General features: G+C 67.6%; 23 protein-coding genes and 1 tRNA gene. 18 read left to right on the forward strand and 6 right to left on the reverse strand.

What is annotated here, in order from left to right; genetic code table 11:
* Positions 1-8: 8 nt before the first annotated feature.
* The 7 genes from AC3ANJ_RS08330 (at position 9) to AC3ANJ_RS08360 (ending at position 5,646) form a co-directional block, all read left to right on the forward strand.
* The gene (locus AC3ANJ_RS08330) at positions 9-1,034 is read left to right on the forward strand and encodes a PhoH family protein (protein WP_488319245.1); all 1,026 of its coding nucleotides are present in this window, start codon (positions 9-11) and stop codon (positions 1,032-1,034) included.
* The gene (gene ybeY / locus AC3ANJ_RS08335) at positions 1,031-1,489 is read left to right on the forward strand and encodes an rRNA maturation RNase YbeY (RefSeq protein ID WP_488319055.1); all 459 of its coding nucleotides are present in this window, start codon (positions 1,031-1,033) and stop codon (positions 1,487-1,489) included. Before AC3ANJ_RS08330 ends, ybeY begins: the two co-directional genes overlap by 4 nt.
* The gene (locus AC3ANJ_RS08340) at positions 1,486-2,763 is read left to right on the forward strand and encodes a hemolysin family protein (RefSeq protein ID WP_406245464.1); all 1,278 of its coding nucleotides are present in this window, start codon (positions 1,486-1,488) and stop codon (positions 2,761-2,763) included. The genes ybeY and AC3ANJ_RS08340 overlap by 4 nt, the downstream gene beginning before the upstream one ends.
* On the forward strand, positions 2,756-3,652 hold the full coding sequence (gene era / locus AC3ANJ_RS08345; RefSeq protein ID WP_488319056.1) for a GTPase Era: 897 nt from the start codon (positions 2,756-2,758) through the stop codon (positions 3,650-3,652). The genes AC3ANJ_RS08340 and era overlap by 8 nt, the downstream gene beginning before the upstream one ends.
* Before the next feature lie 68 nt (positions 3,653-3,720).
* Complete coding sequence (locus tag AC3ANJ_RS08350; protein ID WP_488319057.1) at positions 3,721-4,158, forward strand: RNA polymerase sigma factor; 438 nt, start codon at positions 3,721-3,723, stop codon at positions 4,156-4,158.
* The gene (locus tag AC3ANJ_RS08355; protein WP_488319058.1) at positions 4,158-5,132 is read left to right on the forward strand and encodes a hypothetical protein; all 975 of its coding nucleotides are present in this window, start codon (positions 4,158-4,160) and stop codon (positions 5,130-5,132) included. The genes AC3ANJ_RS08350 and AC3ANJ_RS08355 overlap by 1 nt, the downstream gene beginning before the upstream one ends.
* 16 nt (positions 5,133-5,148) lie before the next feature.
* A complete protein-coding gene (locus tag AC3ANJ_RS08360; RefSeq protein ID WP_488319059.1) occupies positions 5,149-5,646 on the forward strand; it encodes a hypothetical protein in 498 nt (165 codons plus the stop codon).
* A gap of 8 nt (positions 5,647-5,654) precedes the next feature.
* Here AC3ANJ_RS08360 and AC3ANJ_RS08365 read toward each other — a convergent pair whose 3' ends face one another.
* Positions 5,655-6,305, reverse strand: a complete 651-nt coding sequence (locus AC3ANJ_RS08365; RefSeq protein WP_488319060.1) for a hypothetical protein — start codon at positions 6,303-6,305, stop codon at positions 5,655-5,657.
* A gap of 191 nt (positions 6,306-6,496) precedes the next feature.
* On the opposite strand from AC3ANJ_RS08365, the gene leuA reads away from it, so the two are divergent.
* Positions 6,497-8,257 carry a 2-isopropylmalate synthase gene (gene leuA, locus AC3ANJ_RS08370; protein ID WP_488319061.1) on the forward strand — a complete coding sequence of 587 codons (1,761 nt, stop codon included), beginning with the start codon at positions 6,497-6,499 and terminating at the stop codon, positions 8,255-8,257.
* 6 nt (positions 8,258-8,263) lie between these two features.
* Here the strand turns inward: leuA and AC3ANJ_RS08375 are convergent, their stop codons facing one another.
* Positions 8,264-8,950 (reverse strand): trimeric intracellular cation channel family protein, encoded by a 687-nt coding sequence (locus AC3ANJ_RS08375; RefSeq protein ID WP_488319062.1) that lies wholly within the window; start codon positions 8,948-8,950, stop codon positions 8,264-8,266.
* Positions 8,951-8,986: 36 nt separating this feature from the next.
* On the opposite strand from AC3ANJ_RS08375, the gene recO reads away from it, so the two are divergent.
* A complete protein-coding gene (gene recO, locus AC3ANJ_RS08380; RefSeq protein ID WP_488319063.1) occupies positions 8,987-9,730 on the forward strand; it encodes a DNA repair protein RecO in 744 nt (247 codons plus the stop codon).
* Entirely contained in the window at positions 9,727-10,530 is an 804-nt protein-coding gene (locus AC3ANJ_RS08385; protein WP_488319064.1) for an isoprenyl transferase, read from the forward strand. Before recO ends, AC3ANJ_RS08385 begins: the two co-directional genes overlap by 4 nt.
* On the opposite strand, the gene AC3ANJ_RS08390 is transcribed toward AC3ANJ_RS08385, so the two are convergent.
* Both AC3ANJ_RS08390 and AC3ANJ_RS08395 read right to left on the reverse strand, forming a co-directional pair.
* Positions 10,527-11,114 carry a P-loop NTPase family protein gene (locus tag AC3ANJ_RS08390; protein WP_488319065.1) on the reverse strand — a complete coding sequence of 196 codons (588 nt, stop codon included), beginning with the start codon at positions 11,112-11,114 and terminating at the stop codon, positions 10,527-10,529. The genes AC3ANJ_RS08385 and AC3ANJ_RS08390 overlap by 4 nt on opposite strands.
* A complete protein-coding gene (locus tag AC3ANJ_RS08395) occupies positions 11,111-11,683 on the reverse strand; it encodes a P-loop NTPase family protein (protein WP_488319066.1) in 573 nt (190 codons plus the stop codon). The genes AC3ANJ_RS08390 and AC3ANJ_RS08395 overlap by 4 nt, the downstream gene beginning before the upstream one ends.
* Positions 11,684-11,834: 151 nt before the next feature.
* On the opposite strand from AC3ANJ_RS08395, the gene AC3ANJ_RS08400 reads away from it, so the two are divergent.
* Positions 11,835-12,524, forward strand: coding sequence for a DsbA family oxidoreductase (locus tag AC3ANJ_RS08400; protein ID WP_488319067.1), 690 nt, complete (start codon positions 11,835-11,837; stop codon positions 12,522-12,524).
* A 13-nt stretch (positions 12,525-12,537) separates the two neighbouring features.
* On the opposite strand, the gene AC3ANJ_RS08405 is transcribed toward AC3ANJ_RS08400, so the two are convergent.
* A complete protein-coding gene (locus tag AC3ANJ_RS08405; RefSeq protein ID WP_488319068.1) occupies positions 12,538-13,032 on the reverse strand; it encodes a glutathione peroxidase in 495 nt (164 codons plus the stop codon).
* A 60-nt stretch (positions 13,033-13,092) separates the two neighbouring features.
* Between AC3ANJ_RS08405 and dusB the strand changes: the two genes are divergently transcribed.
* From dusB to AC3ANJ_RS08430, 5 genes are all read left to right on the forward strand, one after another.
* Positions 13,093-14,247 carry a tRNA dihydrouridine synthase DusB gene (gene dusB / locus AC3ANJ_RS08410; RefSeq protein WP_488319069.1) on the forward strand — a complete coding sequence of 385 codons (1,155 nt, stop codon included), beginning with the start codon at positions 13,093-13,095 and terminating at the stop codon, positions 14,245-14,247.
* The gene (locus AC3ANJ_RS08415) at positions 14,237-15,637 is read left to right on the forward strand and encodes a deoxyguanosinetriphosphate triphosphohydrolase (RefSeq protein WP_488319070.1); all 1,401 of its coding nucleotides are present in this window, start codon (positions 14,237-14,239) and stop codon (positions 15,635-15,637) included. The genes dusB and AC3ANJ_RS08415 overlap by 11 nt, the downstream gene beginning before the upstream one ends.
* A complete protein-coding gene (gene dnaG, locus AC3ANJ_RS08420) occupies positions 15,637-17,496 on the forward strand; it encodes a DNA primase (RefSeq protein ID WP_488319071.1) in 1,860 nt (619 codons plus the stop codon). The genes AC3ANJ_RS08415 and dnaG overlap by 1 nt, the downstream gene beginning before the upstream one ends.
* A 36-nt stretch (positions 17,497-17,532) precedes the next feature.
* Positions 17,533-18,306, forward strand: coding sequence for an ATP-binding cassette domain-containing protein (locus AC3ANJ_RS08425; protein ID WP_488319072.1), 774 nt, complete (start codon positions 17,533-17,535; stop codon positions 18,304-18,306).
* A 96-nt stretch (positions 18,307-18,402) separates the two neighbouring features.
* A tRNA-Asn gene (locus AC3ANJ_RS08430) sits at positions 18,403-18,475 on the forward strand.
* A gap of 117 nt (positions 18,476-18,592) precedes the next feature.
* On the opposite strand, the gene AC3ANJ_RS08435 is transcribed toward AC3ANJ_RS08430, so the two are convergent.
* Positions 18,593-19,426: a mechanosensitive ion channel family protein gene (locus AC3ANJ_RS08435; RefSeq protein WP_488319073.1), complete on the reverse strand. Its 834-nt coding sequence runs from the start codon at positions 19,424-19,426 to the stop codon at positions 18,593-18,595.
* 83 nt (positions 19,427-19,509) lie between these two features.
* Between AC3ANJ_RS08435 and AC3ANJ_RS08440 the strand changes: the two genes are divergently transcribed.
* Positions 19,510-20,610 carry a DUF998 domain-containing protein gene (locus AC3ANJ_RS08440; RefSeq protein WP_488319074.1) on the forward strand — a complete coding sequence of 367 codons (1,101 nt, stop codon included), beginning with the start codon at positions 19,510-19,512 and terminating at the stop codon, positions 20,608-20,610.
* Between the two features lie 42 nt (positions 20,611-20,652).
* Positions 20,653-21,789 (forward strand): AI-2E family transporter, encoded by a 1,137-nt coding sequence (locus AC3ANJ_RS08445; protein ID WP_488319075.1) that lies wholly within the window; start codon positions 20,653-20,655, stop codon positions 21,787-21,789.
* Positions 21,790-21,819 lie beyond the last annotated feature (30 nt).

Here is a 21,819-nt window from a genome sequence, read left to right on the forward strand (position 1 = left end):
GCGTCGCCATGGTGCAGCTGCTCGGTCCGCAGGATCGGCTGCTCCGGATGCTCGAGAAGGAGCACCCGGAGGTGCAGGTGCTCGTGCGGGGCAATGAGATAACTCTGACCGGCGATGCCACCCGCGTCGCCGCGGCCAGATCCCTCGTCGAGGAGCTGCTCACCATGACCAGGCAAGGACACGACCTCGCGCCCAGCGACGTCACCAGTTCAGCGCGCATGCTCCGCCAGGAGGGCGGACCGCGCCCGAGCGAGGTGCTCGGCGAGGCGATCCTGTCCACGCGGGGCAAGGTGATCCGGCCCAAGACGCTCGGCCAGAAGGAATACGTCGACGCCATCGAGGAGAACACGATCGTCTTCGGCATCGGCCCGGCCGGTACTGGCAAGACCTACCTGGCGATGGCGAAGGCCGTCCAGGCGCTGCAGCGCAAGGAAGTCGCGCGCATCATCCTGACCCGCCCAGCGGTCGAGGCGGGCGAGCGGCTCGGCTTCCTGCCCGGCACGCTGACGGACAAGATCGACCCGTACCTGCGTCCACTGTACGACGCGCTCAACGAGATGATGGACCCCGAGATCGTGCCACGCCTCATGGCAACGGGAACGATCGAGGTGGCACCGCTCGCCTATATGCGCGGGCGGACGCTCAACGACTCCTTCGTCGTGCTGGACGAGGCGCAGAACACCACCCCTGAGCAGATGAAGATGTTCCTGACCCGTCTCGGATTCGGGACGAAGATGGTCGTCACCGGTGACATCACCCAGGTGGATCTGCCCCAGGGCGCCTCGGGGCTGAGACTGGTCACACGCGTTCTCAAGGAGATCGACGACATCCACTTCTCGCGGCTCACCAGCGACGACGTCGTGCGCCACTCGCTGGTCGGGCGCATCGTCGACGCGTACAGCGAGTACGACGAGCAGCGCACGGCCGCCAAGGTGGAGCGCGACCAGGCGCACGAGTTCGCGAACCGCGCGGAGCGACGAACGGGTCTGCGACCCGGACCCAGGGACCGGATGCCGAAGCGAGGACTGTCATGATCGAGATCAACAACGAGTCGGCCATCGAGGTCGACGAGACCGTGCTGCAGCGTCTCACCGACTTCAACCTGGCTCAGTTGCACGTCAGTCCGGATGCCGAGGTCGCGATCGTGCTGGTGGACGAGGGTGCGATGGAGGCCCTGCACGTGCAGTGGATGGACGAACCCGGCCCCACGGACGTCCTGAGCTTCCCGATGGACGAGCTGCGCCCCGGTACCGAGGACCGCCCGACCGCACCCGGCCTCCTCGGCGACATCGTGCTGTGCCCGCAGGTGGCAGAGACCCAGGCGCAGGCTGCGGGGCACACGCTGATGGACGAGTTGATCCTGCTCACCACGCACGGGCTGCTGCACCTGCTCGGATTCGACCACGCAGAACCCGACGAGGAGCGTGAGATGTTCGGGCTTCAGAAGGAGCTGATCGTCGGGTTCGCCCGCGCCGAACGCGGCCGATGACCGAGACTCTGCTGCTGATCGCGGCTGTCCTGCTGGTCGCCTTCGGTGGCCTTATGTCGGCGATAGATGCGGCGTTCGGCGTCACATCGCGGTCGGACCTGGAAGAGCTGGGCGAGCAGGGCCGCAACGCGGCCTCGTTGCGCCTGATCGCCGAGGACCCCGACGTGCACGTCAACGCGGTCGCGTTCATCCGCGTGCTCGCCGAGACGACCGCCGCGGTCCTCGTGACCGTCGCCTTCACGAATCTCATCGGCAACATCTGGTGGGCGATGCTCGCCGCGGCCGTCCTGATGACCGGCATCACGTTCGTCCTCGTCGGCGCGAGCCCCCGTTCGGTCGGCCGCCACAGGGCGCCAGGACTGCTGCGCGCCTGTGCGCCCATCGTGCGCGGGCTGCGGATCATCCTCGGACCGCTGGCACAGGGGCTCGTCGCTCTCGGCAACCGGGTGGCGCCCGGTGCTGGTCGCAGCTCGTTCACCAGTGAGGACCAGCTGCTGAGCATGGTCGATGAGGCCGCGTCGAACGACCTCATCGAGGAGGACGACCGCGACCTCATCCACTCCGTGTTCGACTTCACCGATCAGTTCGTGCGCGCCGTCATGGTGCCGCGCACCGAGATGCTGGCGGTGGATGCCGCGGCCACCACGAGCGACGCGATGGAGCTGTTCCTCAGCCGCGGCGTCTCGCGGATGCCGGTCGTGGATGACGACGCGGACGATGTGGTCGGCGTGCTGTACCTGAAGGACCTCGTCCAGTTCGCGTACCGCGACGAGAACGCGTGGCGCGGCGTCCCGGTGCGTCCGATCGCCCGGCCGGCGACCTTCGTCCCCGAATCGATGCGCGCGGAGACTCTGCTGCAGCAGATGAAGCGCGATGCGGTCCACGTGTGCATCGTGATCGACGAGCACGGCGGGATCTCGGGGCTCGTGACCCTGGAGGATCTCATCGAAGAGCTCGTCGGCGAGATCGCCGACGAGTACGACCACGGCCCCGCGGAGGTCGTGGCGCTCGGCGATGGGCGGTATCGTGTGAGCGCACGCCTTCCGCTCGAGGACGTCGGCGATCTGTTCGGCATCGAACTCGAAGACGAGGACGTCGACTCGATCGGCGGCCTGCTGGGCAAGGCGCTCGGCCAGATCCCGCAGCCGGGTGCGACGGCGGTGCTGGGCGGGCTCGTCCTGACCGGCGGCGCATCACGAGGGCGCGGGCGTGGAATCGCGACCGTGTTCGTGGAGCGCGCTGCGGAACCCGATGAAGGAGACAACGATGACTGACCACTCCCGGAGCGGATTCACGACCTTCGTCGGGCGTCCGAACGTGGGCAAGTCCACGCTCACCAACGCCCTGGTGGGGGAGAAGATCGCCATCACCAGCGAGAAGCCTCAGACGACGAGGCGCGCGATCCGCGGCATCCTCAATCGTCCGGACGGTCAGCTGGTCATCGTCGACACCCCCGGCATCCACAAGCCGCGCACGCTGCTCGGCGAGCGTCTCAACGACCTCGTCGAGCAGGTGCTCGGTGACGTCGACGTCATCGGCTTCTGCGTGCCGGCCACGGAGAAGGTCGGGCCGGGCGACCGGCGCATCGCCGCGTCGCTGGACGGGTACCCGCGCGCGAAGAAGATCGCGATCGTGACGAAGACGGATGCTGCGAGTCGCGACGAGATCACGGCGCGCCTCATGGAGGTCGATGCTCTGCGCGAGGACTGGGATGCCGTGATCCCGCTGTCGGCTTTCACCCACGAGCAGCTGGACGTCCTCGCGGACGAGATCCTGCAGCTCATGCCCGAGGGGCCGGCACTGTATCCCGAGGGCGTCACGACGGATGAGTCGACCGACGACCGCATCGCGGAGATCATCCGCGAGGCGGCGCTGGAAGGCGTCCGCGACGAGCTGCCGCACTCCATCGCCGTGGTCGTCGACGACATCGCGCGTCGGGAGGACAGCGACCTGACGGACGTCCACGCGCAGATCGTCGTCGAGCGGGACAGCCAGAAGGCGATCATCATCGGGCACAAGGGCTCGCGTCTCAAGGACGTCGGTGCTCGGTCACGCGGAGCGATCGAAGAGCTGCTCGGCACGAGGGTCTTCCTCGGCCTGCACGTCAAGGTCGCGAAGGAATGGCAGCGTGACCCGAAGCAGCTGGGACGGCTGGGATTCTGAGCACCCGGTCGGAGCAGCGTCAGGCGGAGAAGCGCCGCGTCTTCGATCGGCTCTTCTCCGAATACTGGTTGCCCGTCACGCGGCACGTCGAGTGCTACCTCGGTGTGGATGCCGAGGTGTACGAGGTCGTGGCGGAGGTCTTCCAGCTCGCCTGGGAGCGGCTGCGCGTGGCACGGCCCGGCGGGCTCACCTGGTTGCTGCGCATCGCGGAAGGCGTTCTGCGCGAGCGACGCCGTCGCGGTGATGTTCGCGAGCCCGTGCTGGAGGCCGTGCAGAAGAATGTCGTGACCAATCAGGTCGAAGGGAGTACTCTCGACCGTCGGGACGTCCTCCACGCGATGGCGCAGCTGAGTGAGCGCGAGCGCAGGGTCGTCGTCCTGATGTATTGGGACGGTCTCTCCGTCGGAGAGACCGGAGAAGTCATGCGCAGCCGGCCGGGGGCGGTGCGCGCCACGCTTCGGCGGGCGCGGGACACGCTGCGCGATGCACTGGAGGGTGAGTCGTAGTGGTGACAGTGCTGGACGACGACGCGTTGACGCGTCTGCTGATCGACGCGAACCCGGCGAGGACGCCGAGAGATGCCGAGCTCGACGCAGCGGCGATCAGGATGCGTGAGCGCATCATCAGGACAGGACCACGTCCGCAGCACCGCGAGCCGCGTCGGACGGCGCGGGTCGCGTGGGCATCCGCGCTCACGGCGACAGCCGCGGCCGGCGTCGTCGTGTTCGGGCTGGTGACGCCGGCCGGGCAGGCCGTGGCAGTGACGCCGGAGCCGCTCACCTTCACGGTGGCGGGCAGCACGCAGCAGGTGGTGGAGCGGGCGACTGCTCTCCTCGCCGATGGTTCTGGGCCCGCTGACCCTCAGCGGTCGGTGGAATCCGCGATCTGGGCACTGGCGGTCGATGTCGACGAGCAGCAGACGGCCGTCGTCCCGCAGTTCTCCTCTTTGACCTGGCACGAGGACCTCTCCGGTCGACTCGTCACGGTCGCCGGAGAGTCGTACTGGCCCGGTGATGCACCGGACGAATCCGCCGAAGCGGTCCCTGGTGACGAGGTTCTGTTCGACCTCGAGATGGCGCCGGGTGAGTTCGGCACGCCGGTCGTCGAGCCGCCGGGCGACAGCGCAGCCGACGTGCTCGCGATGCTCACGGCCTATGGGATGCCCGCGGATCCGGATGCCTCGCAGCTCGTCGACTCCGTGGTGACGGCACTCGATCAGTGGACGCTCACCGACGCGCAGCATGCGGTCCTGCTTGAGATGCTCGATGCCGAAGACGGCGTGAGCGTGCTCGGCGAGAGCACGGATCGCCTCGGGCGTCCGGTGTACGCTCTGAGCGTGCCGGCTTCGGCGGACGGAACGGATGAGACGGTTCTGATCAGTACGGAGTCCGGCCGAATCGTGGGGGTCGAGTCCGAGCAGGGCTCGGCGGACGGCATCATCCCGGAGGGCGCCGTCGTCATGTACGACCTGTGGTTCTGAAACTGAGGAGTTCTCGATGAAGCGAGCGATCACGACCGCCCTGGCGGGCGCGGCCATCCTGATCGCCGGTGCGTTCGGCGCACCGGCAGCGGCAGCAGCGGAGACGGCAGTCGAACCGGATCCCCAGATCGCCGCCATGCTCGACGCGGTTCCCGGCGGTGTCGTGCTCGACGCGTACCACGCCGTGTGGCCCGAGCTCGACATGGAGATGACGGTCGCCGCACCGCAGGCCGACTCGTACTCCGCACGTTCGTCGGCGATCGCCTCCGTCGGCGCCTGCGCCACGGGCAAAGTCTGCGCATTCTCCTTGTCCGGTACGAACGGCGCCAAGCTGAGCTGGGGAACCTGCAACACGTCGTTCCCGGTCGGCACCTTCACGGTGCGCTCCATCGCGGATGCGCGCTCCAGCGGCTACATGCAGGCCAAATACGGCACGACGGTGCGCGCGACGGCGTACGCGGGCAACTGGACGAACGTGTACGGCACGGTGAGCCGCATCTCCTGCGTCTCCTGATCTGCTGATCACTCGACTTCGCGCAGTGCGGAGCGGATGGCCACGGCATCCGCTCCGAAGTCGTCGTCCGCGGCCTGCTGCCGCGTTCCGTCGTCCCAGACGACGTCCACCACGAGGACGCCGTCCGCGGGCCACGAGGCCAGCAGCATCTCGGGTGCACTCGAGAAACGGGTGACGATCTCATCCTGGATCTCTTGAAGCTCCGCTGGTGTCTTCGATCCCTGACCATCGGTCTGCTCGTCCATCGGCATCGGGTCGTAGAGCGCGAGCGATGTGGGCGCCTCCGTCACGGTGAGGGCCTCGCCGTCGAACTCGCCGGTGACGGCGTAGGCGCCCCAGCGCACGTCGTCGACCTGTTCGCTGCCGTCCACGCCGTCCCAGCTCCACCCGATCATGGGAATGCCCGAGCACTGCGGCGGATACGATTCGGCCACCGGACCGAGGCAGAGCTTCACGTCACCGCCGATGTCCATCACGGTCCCGGTGCCGATGACCGGCGCGTTCGGTGGTCCTGGCATCAGCGAGCCGAGGCTCTGACCGGAGGGGGCGTCGGAGCTCACCGGAGCGGGGGTGCCCGGTGACGCGGCGCAGGCGCTGACGGCGAGCATTCCGATCAGGGCGAGTCCGACGGCCGACGGACGGATGTGCATTCTGCTCATATCCTTCAGTGTCTGCGTGCATTCGATCGTCTCACCGGAGTCGTCGCATCCGTGATGCCCTGTTACTATGGCGGCATGCCTTTCGGCGGTCTGCTTCTTCTTAGCTGCCGCGACGAGTCCTGACAATAGGGCCTTCCTCGTCGCGGCGCTTGTGTTGGCCCGATCACATTGACGAAGAGAAGAAGCCCATCATGCAGAACACTCAGCGCCCGTCCACGATGCCGATCCACAAGTACCGGCCGTTCCACGAGCAGATCACCGTCGACCTTCCGGACCGCACCTGGCCGGACGCCCGCATCACCCAGGCGCCTCGCTGGTGCGCCGTCGACCTCCGCGACGGCAACCAGGCCCTCATCGATCCGATGTCCCCCGAGCGCAAGCGCGTCATGTTCGAGCTGCTCGTGAGCATGGGATACAAGGAGATCGAGGTCGGCTTCCCGTCGGCCAGCCAGACCGATTTCGACTTCGTCCGTCAGCTGATCGAAGAGGATCTCATCCCCGATGACGTGACGATCCAGGTGCTGACCCAGTGCCGTGAGCACCTGATCGAGCGCACCTACGAGTCGATCGCCGGCGCCAAGCAGGCCATCGTGCACTTCTACAACTCGACGAGCGTGCTGCAGCGCGAGGTGGTGTTCCGCTCCGATCGGGAGGGCGTCAAGCAGATCGCGCTCGAGGGCGCTCGCCTGTGCCGCGAGTTCGAGAAGCGCATCCCCGAGACGCAGGTGTACTACGAGTACTCGCCGGAGAGCTACACGGGCACCGAACTCGAATACGCCGTCGACGTGTGCAACGCCGTCATCGAGGTGCTCCAGCCGAGTCCCGATCGCAAGGTCATCATCAACCTTCCGGCGACCGTTGAGATGGCGACGCCGAACGTGTACGCCGACTCGATCGAGTGGATGAACCGCCACCTCGCGCATCGTGAGAACGTCATCCTGTCGCTGCACCCGCACAACGACCGCGGCACAGCGGTCGCCGCGGCCGAACTCGGCTACATGGCCGGCGCCGACCGCATCGAGGGATGCCTGTTCGGCAACGGCGAGCGCACCGGCAACGTCGACCTGATCACGCTGGGCGTGAACCTGTTCACGCAGGGCATCGACCCGCAGATCGACTTCAGCGACATCGACCAGGTCAAGCGCACCGTCGAGTACTGCAACCAGCTGCCGGTGCCGGAGCGCAGCCCGTGGGGCGGCGACCTCGTGTTCACCGCCTTCAGCGGATCGCACCAGGACGCGATCAAGAAGGGCTTCGAGTCCATGGCCGCCCGGGCCGAGCAGCAGGGCGTGTCGGTCGACGACATCGAGTGGGCGGTCCCGTACCTGCCCATCGACCCGAAGGACCTCGGCCGTTCGTACGAGGCCGTGATCCGCGTGAACTCGCAGTCCGGCAAGGGCGGCGTCGCCTACCTGCTCAAGGCCGACCACTCCCTGGATCTGCCCCGCAAGCTGCAGATCGAGTTCTCGGGGGTCGTGCAGGCCAAGACGGATGCCGAGGGCGGCGAGGTCACCAGCGACGCGATCTGGTCGATCTTCAGCGACGAGTACCTTCCGTCTCCGGATGTCGCCGACAAGTGGGGGCGCTTCGAGCTGCTGGCGACGCGCACCGCGAGCGAGATGACCGGTGACGTCGAGCTGAACGTGCGTCTGCGCGACGGCGAGGCGGCGAGCGACGAGGTCGGACACGGCAACGGTCCGATCGCGGCGTTCCTCGAGATCATCCGGTCGCGCGGCTTCGACATCTCGCTGTACGACTACGTCGAGCACACGCTCTCCACCGGAGGGGATGCTCAGGCGGCGGCCTACGTGGAGCTGCAGGTCGAGGGCGATCGCCTGTGGGGCGTCGGGATCGACGGCGACATCTCCACGGCATCCCTCAAGGCGATCGTGTCGGCGGTCAACCGCTCGATCCGTGCGCGTGAGGACGCGCAGGAGCTCGTCGCCGTCTGAGAGGTCTCAGGGCTTGACGATCGGGATCGTCCCGGTCTCCGCCGCGACCTTGCGGCGGTAGATCCGGCGCTGCTCCGGCAGCGACAGGTCGAAGATCACCGCGAGCACGCGGATGATCGCGGTGGCCACGATCCCGATCACACCTGCGGTGACGATGTCGACGCCGACGGCGTGCAGGAGCACGATCACCGTGCATCCGACGCCGGCGGCCACCGCGTAGAGCGAGCCGACGTGCATGATCGCCACGGGCAGGCCCATGATGACGTCCCGCAGGATGCTGCCGCCGACGGCGGCGCACACCCCGATGAAGACCGCAGGCACCGGAGGAACCCCCAGACCCAGTGCCTTGCTCGTGCCAAAAGCACCGAACATGCCGATGACCACGGCATCGAGACCCACGATGATCGCGTTCGCCCGGCTCAGCAGGCCTGCCAAGAGCATGCCGATGATGGCGGCCCCGGCGGCGGTGACCAGATACCAGTTGTTCTGGAGCGTCGCCGGGGGCTGCCCCAGCAGCAGATCGCGGATGAGGCCGCCGCCCATGCCGATCAGGATGCCGATGATGGTGACACCCAGCAGATCCAGGCGTCGTTGACCCTGGAATCCGGAGGCGAACATCGCCCCCTGGATGCCGCCGAGGCCGACTCCGAGCAGATCGGCCCAGAGCGGAATGGTGAAGAGCGGTTCGGTCACGGGTCCATTCTCCCGTGAGCGGAGGATAATCGGACAGTGCCCACATATCGAGACGAAGCGGTGATCCTGCGCACCCACAAACTCGGTGAGGCGGATCGCATCGTCACGATGCTGTCGCGACGCCACGGGAAGATCCGAGCGGTCGCCAAGGGCGTTCGGCGCACCTCGTCGAAGTTCGGCGCACGGCTCGAGCCGTTCATGGTCGCGGACGTGCAGCTGTACCAGGGGCGATCGCTCGACATCGTGCAGCAGGCCGAGTCGCTCGGCTCCTACGGCACCGACATCGCCGTGCACTACGACCGGTTCACCTCGGCGAGCGCGATGGTCGAGACGGCCGACCGCCTGAGCGACTCCGAGGCGACGGGCGATCAGTACCTGCTGCTGGTCGGCGGGCTGCGCGCCCTCTCACGCGGAGAGCACGCTCCCCGCAGCATCCTGGACTCCTATCTGCTGCGCGTCATGGCGCTGTCGGGCTGGGCGCCGTCCTTGACGGACTGCGCCCGGTGCTCGAAGCCCGGCCCGCACTCGTCGTTCGTCGGTCAGCTCGGCGGCACGGTGTGCGCCGACTGCGCGCCGGCCGGCAGCCCGCGCATCGCCCCCTCAACATCGAGCCTGCTGCGTGCGCTGATGGCGGGGGAGTGGGACGAGATCGACGCGGCGCCAGGCGCTGATGGGGCCGCGGCTTCCGGTGTGATCGCGGCCTATGCGCAGTGGCATCTCGAGCGCGGGATCCGTTCGCTCGCTCACGTGAGCAGCACCACAGGAGAGGGAGCACGGTGACTCCGAAGCCGTACACGCACAAGGATGCGGTCGCGTACCGTCCGCTGGATTGGACCGGAGTGCACCCGCCGGCTTTCCCGAAGGTGCCGGAGCACGTCGCGATCGTGATGGACGGCAACGGACGCTGGGCCAACCGGCGCGGGCTCAGCCGCATCGAGGGCCACAAGGCGGGCGAGGAGGTGCTCCTCGACGTCGTCGCCGGCGCGATCCAGGCCGGGGTGAAGCATCTGTCGGTGTACGCGTTCTCGACGGAGAACTGGGCCCGATCGCCCGAGGAGGTCCGCTTCCTCATGGGTTACAACCGGGATGTCCTGCACCGTCGGCGCGATCAGCTCAACGAGTGGGGCGTGCGCGTCCGATGGGCAGGGCGCAAGCCGCGGCTGTGGGGCTCGGTCATCAAGGAGCTGCAGTACGCCGAGCAGCTCACCCGGGGCAATGACGTGCTGACGCTCACGATGTGCGTGAACTACGGCGGACGGATCGAACTCGTCGACGCGATGCGGTCCCTCGCCGAGGAGGTCAAGGCCGGGCGCGTGAAGCCCAATGCGATCAGCGAGAAGATGATCCGCCGGCACCTGTACGTGCCGGACATGCCGGACGTGGATCTGTTCCTGCGCAGCTCGGGGGAGCAGCGCACCTCCAACTTCCTGCTGTGGCAGTCGGCGTACGCCGAGATGGTGTTCCTCGACACTCTCTGGCCAGACTTCTCCCGTCAGGAGCTGTGGCGGGCGATCGAGGTCTACCTGTCGCGCGATCGGCGCTTCGGCGGCGCCGTCGACGCGCCGAACGAGGCACGCTAGTTCGCTGCGCCAGCCGATGCGCGTGCCAACCAGGCGTCCGCTTCGCGGGGATGCCGAAGCCGCACGATCGTCAGGTGCGGGAAGCGTTCGGCGTATCCCGGCATCCGCTCTGCCCAGTGCCCGAGCGTCTTCGTCTGCCAGGCGAGGATGTTCTCGTCGGGGTCTCGTGTGGCGAGCAGGCGCCAGATCGGGCGCTCGAGGTTGCCGTTGTACATCTCGGTGCGCAGGATGCTGCGGCCGAGCGTCCGTCGCAGCAGGCGTGAGCGCACGACCCGGTACGGGTAGTCGAGCCACACCACGAGTTGTGCGCGCGGCGGCAGAAACGCATCAGTTCCCTTGCTCGTGTACTGCCACTCCGTGACCCAGCGCTCCTCGGCGGCGAACGCGCGGACGTCATCGAGGAACTCCGGACGCGGCGTCCACTCCGGCCCGTGGAACAGGGCATCGATCTCGACGTGACGCAACCCCCAGACGGAGGCGAGACGCCGTGCGAACGTCGTCTTCCCCGACCCGGTGACCCCGGCGACGAGCACGCGCTGCGGTGTGGAGGGGATGGGGTCGGCGGCGGAGAGGAACGCGCTCACGTTGCGTCGATCCGTGGGGAAGTCAACCAGGCATCCGCCTCGCGGGGATGCCGCAGTCGCACGATCCTCAGGTGAGGGAAGCGCGCGGCGATATCCGGCATCCGTTCGTCCCACTTGTATCGGGTGCTGGACTGCCAGCGCAGGATGTCGTTCTCGCCGGTCCAGGCATCACGGGTCCAGATCGCCGGTTCCACGTTTCCGTTCCAGAGACGAGTGCGCAGGATGCGGCGCTTCATCGTCCGGCGCACGAGCCGCCCGCGGACGAGCGACCACGGGTAGTCAAGCCAGATCAGCAGGTCCGCGCGCGGAGCGAGGATCTCGTCCGTGCCCTTGCTCGTGTACTGCCACTCCGTGACCCAGCGCTCCTCGGCGGCGAAGGCACGCACGTCGTCGAGGAACTCCGGACGCGGCGTCCACTCCGGTCCGTGGAACAGGGCATCGATCTCGACGTGACCCAGGTCCCACTCCTCGGCCAGACGCGCGGCGAACGTGGTCTTCCCCGACCCGGTGACACCGGCCACCAGCACCCGCTCGGCACCGGACGGCATCGGGTCGTCGAACGAGAGCATTCGAAGAGCGTAGCAACCGGCGACGATCGACGAACGCGATGACGAATCACGAACGGGCTGGCGCCGAGCTGTCCGTGATTCGTCACCGCATTCGTGATTCGTCGCACCGATCGGAGGAATACCCGCCGCCTGCATCGGGTTGACTACAGATGTGACTGAACCCATCTCGATCGACATCTGGTCCGACATCGCCTGCCCCTGGTGCTACATCGGCAAGCGCAATCTCGAGAAGGGGCTCGAAGCCGTCGCCGGCGACGACGACGCACCAGAGGTGAACATCACGTTCCACTCCTTCGAGCTTTCCCCCGACACCCCCGTCGACTTCGACGGCGACGAGATCGACTTCCTCGCCGGACACAAGGGGATGCCGCGTGAGCAGGTCGAGCAGATGCTCGCGAACGTCACCGGTATCGCGCAGAAGGCGGGTCTCGAGTACCGCTTCGATCTGCTGCAGCACACCAACACGGTCAAGGCGCACGAGCTGCTCCATCACGCCAAGGCGAACGGCCTCCAGCACGAGATGGAGGAGCGCCTGATGTCCGCGTACTTCACCGAGGGCAAGCACGTCGGTCGCATCGACGACCTCGTCGAGCTCGCTGTCGAAGTCGGGCTGGATGCCGAGGAGACCCGCAAGGCGCTGGAAGCCGCGACCTACCTCCCCGCCGTCCGTCAGGATCAGGCGCAGGCGCAGGCCTACGGGATCCAGGGCGTACCCTTCTTCGTGATCGACGGTCAGTACGGCATCTCGGGCGCGCAGCCTCCGACCACGTTCGAGAGCGTGCTGCGCGACCTCTGGTCCAAGCGTGATCAGGCCGAGCCCGAGGCCGCCGCGGCGGTCTGAGGCCGGACTGCGATCAGCGCGCCAGCGCCGTCTCGATCGCCGACACGATCTCAGGGTCGTCCGGGCGCTGCTTCGGACGGAACCGCTGAACGGAGCCGTCGGGGCTCACGAGGAACTTCTCGAAGTTCCACTCGACGCGTCCGGACTTCCCGCCGGCATCCTGAGTCTGCTTCAGTTGCTTGTACAGCTCGGTGGCGTTGCGGCCGTTCACCTTCACCTTGTCGTTGATGGGGAAGCTGATGCCGTACGTGGTCGAGCAGAACTCCAGGATCGTGTCGATCGAACCGGGTTCCTGCCCCATGAACTGGTTGCACGGGAAGCCGACCACGGTGAATCCGCGCTCTCCGTACGTGCGCTGGAGCTGCTCCAACTGCTCGTACTGCGGGGTCAGGCCGCACTTCGAGGCGACGTTGACGACGAGCAGCACGTCGGCCGCGTAGTCGTCGAGGGTCCTGCTGGTTCCCTCGGCATCCGTGAAGGGGATCTGGCGCACGCTCTGATCGGTCATATCCACAGCCTAAGTCGCCTGTGCCGCACCGGCTCCGGAGGATGGGAGAATGGAGGGGATATGAGTCTCGCCACTGCACCAGCGCGTTCCCTGCGCATCGGGCCGATCGACATCGACGTGCCCGTCGTCCTCGCCCCCATGGCCGGGATCACGAACACGGCGTTCCGTCGACTCTGCCGCGAATACGGTGCCGGCCTGTACGTCAGCGAGATGATCACCTCGCGCGCGCTCGTCGAGCGCAACGACGTCACGATGCGTCTGATCCGTCACCACGAGTCCGAGACACCGCGTTCGATCCAGCTCTACGGCGTCGACCCGAAGACGATCGCCGAGGCGGTGCGCATCATCGTGGCCGAAGACCACGCCGACCACATCGACCTCAACTTCGGCTGCCCGGTACCCAAGGTCACCCGAAAAGGCGGCGGTGCGGCTCTGCCCTGGAAGACGCAACTGTTCGCAGACATCGTCGATCAGGCGGTGAAGGCCGCGGGTCCCATCCCATTGACGGTCAAGATGCGCAAGGGCATCGACCGCGACCATCTCACGTTCCTCGACGCCGGCCGCGCCGCCGAGGATGCCGGTGCCGCCGCCGTCGCGCTGCATGCGCGCACGGCGAGCGAGTTCTACTCCGGCCACGCTGACTGGAACGCCATCGGCGAGCTGAAGCATGCCGTCACGAGTATCCCGGTGCTCGGCAACGGCGACATCTGGTCGGCCGACGACGCCGTGCGGATGATGGCTGAGACCGACTGCGACGGCGTCGTGGTCGGCCGCGGATGCCTCGGCCGCCCTTGGCTGTTCGGCGACCTCGCCGCGGCGTTCGGCGCCGAGTCCCGACCTGTCGACGCGACGCTCGGGTTCGTCGCGGACGCTTTCCGCCGTCACGCCGACCTGCTCGTGGAGTTCTTCGAGGACGAGGACCGCGGGTGCCGTGACATCCGCAAGCACGTCTCCTGGTACTTCAAGGGCTACCCGGTCGGCGGCGAACTGCGTACGGCCCTGGCGAAGGTCGAGAGCCTGGCGCAGATGGACGACCTGCTGTGCCAGCTTGATCGCGACGCGCCCTACCCCGGTGCGGATGCCGAGGGCCAGCGCGGCCGTGCCGGCCACCCGAAGCGCCCTGCCCTTCCGGACAAGTGGCTGGACTCGCGCGATGTCGCCGACGACACCCGGCAGATGCTGCGAGGAGCGGAGATCGAGAACAGTGGCGGCTGACTCGCTGGGCGACGCGCAACCGGATCGATTGGGTCGCGTCGACGGCTACGACGCGCACGACACCGAGCGCTTCTTCGCGGAGACCCACCGCTCGGAGCGCGATCACTTCGCCCGCGACCGCGCCCGCGTGCTGCACTCGGCCGCGCTTCGACGCCTCGCCGCCAAGACCCAGGTGCTGAGCCCCGCGAGCACCGCCGACTTCGCCCGCAATCGCCTCACGCACTCGCTCGAAGTCGCCCAGGTGGGGCGCGAACTCGCGATCGCGCTCGGCGTCTCGGCTGATGTCGTGGACACGGCATGCCTCAGCCACGATCTCGGCCACCCTCCGTTCGGCCACAACGGCGAACGAGCGCTCAACGAGTGGGCGGAGCCCATCGGCGGCTTCGAGGGCAACGCGCAATCGCTGCGCATCCTCACACGGCTCGAAGCCAAGGTGCTCGATGACGACGACCGATCGGTCGGCCTCAACCTGACCAGGGCCAGCCTCGACGCGACCTGCAAGTACCCGTGGACCGTCGACAGCCCGATCCCCGATCCAGGGGGGCGACTGAAGTTCGGCGTCTATCCCGAGGACGAGGACGTGTTCCGCTGGATGCGCGACGGAGCTCCAGGGCGCCTGCGCTGCATCGAGGCCGAGATCATGGACCTGTCCGATGACATCGGCTACTCGGTGCACGATTTCGAGGACGCGATCGTCAACGGCTACCTCGACGTCGCGCAGCTGTCCGATCCGGCCGAGCATCACGCGCTCGTCGGGCGCGTGCAGCAGTGGGTCGGCTACGACTACACCCGCGAGGAGCTGGCGGACGGGCTCTACCGTCTGACCCGCCAGCCGATGTGGCTGCGATCCTTCGATCGCTCGCGCCGCGACCTGGCCCGGCTGAAGAACCTCACGAGCGACATGATCGGCCGGTTCGCCCGCGCCGCCGTCTCCGCGACGCGGGAAGCCTATGCCGGACCAGCACTGGCACGGTACAACGCGCACGTCGTCGTGCCCCGCGTCATCGAGGTCGAGATCGCGGTCCTCAAGGGGATCATGGGTCAGGCCATCGTCACGATCGACGCGCGCCGCGGCGTGTACAAGGAGCAGCGCCGCGTGCTCAAGCGTCTCGCCGACGCGCTCTGGTCGACGGACACGCTGTGGACCGCCGGTGCCGACGTGCTCGAGCCCGCCTTCGCGGCGGACTTCCTGGATGCGCCGACGGATGCCGCGCGCGCCAGAGTCGTCGTGGACCAGATCGCCAGCCTCACCGACCAGACCGCTCTGGACTGGCACTCCCGTCTCGTCGGGGACATCGACCCGGCCGAGGTGGGGATCTGGTCGCCGCGGCATGTGCGGCCCCGGGCAGCGCACGGCGCGGTCCGCGCGGTCCCCGAAAGGGCGCACTGATGCCCCGCATCCGTCAGGCAGACGTCGACGAGGTCAAGGCCAGGATCAACATCGCGGACATCGTGGGGGAGCGGGTCGCGCTGAAGTCGGCCGGTGTCGGTTCTCTCAAGGGTCTGTGCCCTTTCCACGACGAGAAGAGTCCGAGTTTCCATGTGCGCCCGCAGGTGGGCTACTACCACTGCTTCGGCTGCGGCGCGTCGGGGGACGTGTACTCGTTCCTCCGCGAGATGGACCACGTCAGCTTCACCGAGGCCGTGGAGCGACTCGCCGGCCGGGTCGGGTACTCGCTGCACTACGAGGACGGCGGCGCCGCGCCGGAGACGAGCGGACGCAGCCGACTGTACGCCGCGAACACGGCTGCGGCCGAGTTCTTCCGCGCGCAGCTGCTCACCGCGGATGCCGAGACCGGCCGGCGCTTCCTCGGCGAACGCGGCTTCGATGCGGGTGCGGCCGCGCACTTCGGCGTGGGGTTCGCCCCCCGAGGATGGGACGGTCTGCTCAAGGCGATGACCGCGCAGGGGTTCAGTCGCGAGGAACTGCTCGCTGCCGGACTCCTGTCGCAGGGACAGCGCGGCGTGTACGACCGATTCCGCGGACGGCTGGTCTGGCCGATCAGAGACGTCACCGGTCAGACGATCGGCTTCGGAGCTCGCAAGCTGTTCGACGATGACCAGGGGCCGAAGTACCTGAACACCCCGGAGACCCCGATCTACAAGAAGGCGCAGGTGCTCTACGGCCTGGATCTCGCCAAGCGCGACATCTCCCGCGGCGACCCGCGCCGAGTGGTCGTCGTCGAGGGGTACACCGACGTGATGGCGTGCCACCTCGCCGGTCTCACCACGGCGATCGCGACCTGCGGGACGGCGTTCGGCACCGACCACATCAAGGTGCTCCGGCGGGTCATGGGCGACGACTCCGGCGCCGGTGAGGTCGTGTTCACGTTCGACGGCGACGAGGCAGGCCAGAAGGCCGCGCTGCGCGCGTTCACCGAGGATGACCGGTTCAACGCACAGACCTTCGTCGCGGTCGCCCCCGACGGACTCGACCCGTGCGATCTCCGGCTGCAGCGCGGGGATGCCGCGGTGCGCGCTCTCATGGATGCCAAGCAGCCGATGTTCGAGTTCGCGATCGATCGCAAGCTCGCCGGCTTCGATCTCTCGACGGTCGAGGGCCGGGTCGGCGCGCTTCGCGCCGCGGCGCCGATCGTGGCGGAGATCCGCGACCGGCTGCTGCGCCCGGGTTACGAGCGGGTGCTGGCACGCAGGCTCGGTATGGATCCGACCGACGTGCACGCCGAGGTCGAGCGCGCCGCACGCGGTGTCCCGCATGCGCCGGCGCGGCGAGAGGCGACCGCAACGGCATCCGACGGCGCACCGGCGACGCCGGTGATCGAAGCCGTCACCATCGCGAGCCTGCCCCGCACAGCCGATGTCGCGCTCGAACGGGACACGCTCATCGGAACCCTCCAGTACGGTCACCAGGTCGATGCGGAACTGCTCACGCGGGCTCTCGGCCAGTCTTTCCGCAACCCGGCCCTCGAAGCGGTGCGCCAGGCCGTCGTCGATGCGGATCGCGCGAAGCCCGGTTGGGTGATGGATGCCGTGAACTCCGTGCGCGAGCCGTATCGTGCGCTGGCGGGCGAACTGCTCATGACATCGTTCCCGGCGCGCAATGAAGAGGGCGCCGTGGCGTCGACGACCGATCTGTCACGGCGATTGATCGTCCGCGCGCTCGAGCAGGAGAAGCAGGAGCTTCTGGGTGCCGTGCAGCGGGTGCCCGCCGAATCCGACGGCGGCAGAGCGCTGCGCGTCCGATTGCGCGACATCGATCTCGAACGTCGTCGTTTCACCGAGTCGTAACGGCTCGCTGCAGTGAAGCCAAGGGAGGATGGACGCATGTCTCGCCGGTCTCCCTCTCCGAACGTGATCGATTGCTCGGATCTGGTGATCGACCGGATCGGACACGGCGGTGCCACCCGAGCGGTGGACGGTGTGACCTTCCAGATCCGCCCCGGCGGACTGCTGTGCGTCGCCGGACCCACTGGTTCGGGGAAGTCCACGCTGGTCGCCGCTCTCGCCGGGTCGACCGACCCGTCCGTCCGGATCGTGGGCGGCACAGCAGAGGTGTGCGGCGTGGATGTGCGCAAGCCGGGACGCCGGCACCGCGAGCTGACCTACCTCAGCGGTTTCGTTCCGCAGGGGGCCGGAGCGACGCTCCCGCCGAGCCTGACGGTGACAGAGGTGATCGCCGAGCCGATCCTCATCCGCGAGAAGAGGGTCAACTCCAGGGCCCTGTCGATCCGCATCGCGACACTGCTCGACGAGCTGCACCTGCCGTTGGGCACGGCGGACAGGTTCCCGTACGAGTTGAGCGCGGGGATGCGCCAGCGCGTCGCGATCGCGCGGGCATTCGTACTGGAGCCGAAGGTGCTGGTCGCCGATGAGGTGCTGGCGAACCTCGACCTCGAGGTGCGCCCCGTGGTGTTCGACGCGATCACCCGTCGCCGCACCGAGCAGGGGATGGGTGCGCTGCTCGTGACGAACGACGCCGCGTTCATCCGCGAGCTCAAAGCGGAGACGCTCATGCTGCGCGGCGGACATGTCGTCGCCCGAGGTGTCGGAGACGACCTGCTGTGGGTGCCGAACGCCGAGGCGGACTCGAGGCGCTGAACGCGACACACCCGGCGGCGCGGAAACGGCCGCGGATGTCATTCGCACCTCTTGACGTTTGCTAAGCTTGTCGAGTTGCTTCGGCAACAAGCCTGATCCTCGATAGCTCAATTGGCAGAGCAGCCGGCTGTTAACCGGCAGGTTGTTGGTTCGAGTCCAACTCGGGGAGCAAGCAGAAGGCGTCACACCTCAGCAGATCTGAGGTGGGGCGCCTTCTTCCGTGTGGGCAACCATGTCCCTCCTCGACAGTGTGGCCGAAGGCTGGCGGTGCCTCCCGTGCCACATCTCAGAGCGGGTCGGGTGCAGCCAGCGGCGGTGGAACGGGACTGTCCGTCACGACACCTTCGATGGATGCTTCGCCCAGCGCATCGGCCACGGCCGTGATCACGTCGGACGTCACGGTGGCCCCGTGCAGCGGATGATGCCAGAACTGCAGCCGGACGATCCACCGCTCTGCCGAGATCTCGCGGACGAGCGCGTGAACCGACTCGCGTGCATGCACGCCGTCCGCCTGGGCCGCAGCATCCGTCAGCAGGTCGACCACCGCCGACAGCTCGCGGCCGGCGGCACGGGCGATGCGCACCTGCACCTCGCTTCGCCGGGCGCCGTGACGCGAGTCGTTGACGAGGATGTCCGAGAGCAGCTTGATGTTCGGGACGTGGACGGTTCGCCCGTCCGCGGTCGTGACGATCACGGAGCGGCCGTTGAGATCCTTCACGATCCCCGTGAGCGGTCCGTCCGGGCCTTCGAAGAGGATCTCCTCGCCGAGCTTGACCGGCTGGCGGGACTGCACCAGGACCCCGGCGGCGAAGTTGTCCGCGACGCCGCGCAGCACCAGCACGATGACCACGGCCGCGATGATCGTGACCGCCAGGACGGGCTGGATGCTCGCGCCGAGGAACCCCAGCGCGATGCCGATTCCGAGGAAGATCAGGACGTACTGCACCAGGCGTGCGGCGACATCGACCATGGTGTCCGAGATGCCGGGTGCCTTTCGTCCGAGAGTCAGCACCCCCTTGCGTGCGAAATGCGACGCGATCCATCCGGCGACGACGGCGAGGACGGCGAAGACGAAGTCCCACACCGTGACGTTGGTCGGGATCGGTTGCGTCAGGTCCACATGCGCTCCGGTTCTGGGTGCCGCGGCACGCGGCTTCCCGGGTCTGCGTTTCATGCTAACCGTGCATGCGTCACACTGTTCCTATGTCCGCACCCCGCGCGTCCGTCAGCCCTCTCGCCGACACCCGATCGACCAGCTCCGCATCCGAGCGCTCGCTGGAGACACTGGGGCTGTGGATGGCGATCGTGGCGTTCATCCTCGTCGGCGTCATCGCGATCCCGGTGTTCGGATTCGACCCAGCCCCGATCGCCGGACAAGGGTCCGTCGGACAGTACGCGGCGATCGCCTCCGCCGTCACCGCGATCGTCGTGTTCATCGGGGGACGACTCGTCGTGGACGACTCGACACGGCGCGGCCGGATCGGTGTCCTCGACGTCGTCGACATGGCGGCGTTCGCCTTCGCGCACGCCATCATCGCTCTGCTCGGCTGGACGCTGACGGCGACGATCCTCGAGCTCGGCTTTATCGATGCCGTCGTGTTCCCCGTTCCGGTGCTGCTTCTCTCAGGAGCGGCGGCATCGCTCACCGCCTACGTCGCCTTCCTGTCGGCGACGCATCTCGACCTGCAGCTGCTGGCCATCGTGCTCGCGACGTTCCTGGCGCTGGGCATCATCACGAGCATGCTGACCGCGAGCGACCCGCATTGGTGGCAGGAGAACCTGAGCGCGCTGGGCATGACCGACGACCTCTCCGCGCGGACCTTCAACCTGACGCTCATCGTCGCAGGAATCCTCGTGACGACCCTCGCACGGTACGCCACGCATCAGGTGCCGACCTCCCACCCGCGGGGCGTCGCGCGCGTGCGGACCTGCCTGGTGATCGTCGGCATCTTCCTGGGACTCGTCGGCGTCTTCCACGTCGACGACTTCTTCGCCATTCACACCGGCGTCGCCAGCGGCATGGCGGTGGCCTTCAGCATCCTCGTGTTCGCACTGCGGCGCTGGATCCCTCGGATGCCGAGCACCTTCCTGCTGCTCGGATACCTGTTCGTCGTGGTCATCGTGACGCTGGCCGTGCTGTTCGCGATCGGGTACTACACGCTGACCGCCGTCGAACTCGTGGCAGGACTCCTCGTGTTCACCTGGATCATCCTCTTCATCCGCAACGCCGACGCGCTGCGTCGGGATGCCGAAGCCGCGGCCGCCGAATCACCTGGCGAGGGACGAGTCATCTCCCATGGGTGAGTCGCGGTGGCCGGTCATCGGGTGCCGGGTAGCGTGCAGAGCGTGAGCGAATCCGACCTCCCGGCGCCGTCCATCGAAGAGGACGCGCGTCCCACGCGGCGTCCCGGGCTGATGCGGCTGGTGCCGGCGCACCCGCTCGTGTCAGGATTCACCGTCGCGCTCGGCGTGATCCTCGCGATCGCCCTGTCGGCGACCGTCGCGTCGCTCTCGACCGTGCTGATCTCGGTCTTCCTCGGTCTCTTCCTCGCACTCGGACTGGATCCCGCGGTGCAGGCGCTGGAGCGCCGGGGGATCCGCCGTGGCGCGGGCATCGCGATCGTCGCCGTCTCGTTTCTCGCGCTCATGCTCGTGATCCTGCTCGTGGTGATCCCCGCGACCGTCCGGCAGTTCGTCGCCGCACTGGAGGCGGCACCAGAAGCGATCGAGGCGATGCAGACCAGCGACTGGTATCTCTCGCTCGAGGAGAGCCTCGGAGTCGACCTCACTGCCGTGGTCGCCGAGGGGATCAAATCCGTCACCAGCATCTCGTCGTTCCTGGCGATCTCCGGCGGTGTGCTGCGCGTCGGATTCGGCATCGTCGGGGCGATCTCCAGTTTCGTCATGGTCGTCGTACTGACGCTGTACTTCGTCTCGTCGCTGTCCGCGATGAAGCAGACCGTCGCCAACCTGGTGCCGGCATATCAGCGCAAGCGCTTCACGGAGCTGCTCGAGCAGATCACCGGTTCGGTCGGCTCCGTCGTTGCGGGCGGCATCACGCTGTCGACCTTCAACGCGCTCGTCGTGCTCGTGATTCAGCTCATCATCGGCTCCTCGGTGCCGGCGGTCATGGCGATCGCCGCGTTCTTCATCACGCTGATCCCGCTGCTCGGATCGCTGATCTTCCTGCTCATCGGCACGGTCGGCGCCCTCTTCATCAACCCGCTGGCCGCGCTGATCTTCCTGGTGCTCTATTTCATCTACATCCAGGTCGAGGCCTACTTCGTGACGCCGCGCGTCATGGGCAAGGCGGTCGCCGTGCCTGCGGTGCTGGTCATCATCGGCGCCATGGTCGGCGCCACGCTGATGGGCCTGCTCGGCGCGCTGGTGGCAATCCCGATCACAGCGTCCATCCTGATCATCATCCGGCAGGTCGTCATTCCGCGGCAGAATGCGGTCACGACCGCTCCCGACTCCGACTGACCACTCAGACCATCCGCACCACCGAAGAAA

It is taken from the genome of Microbacterium sp. STRO-1N (assembly GCF_057748015.1).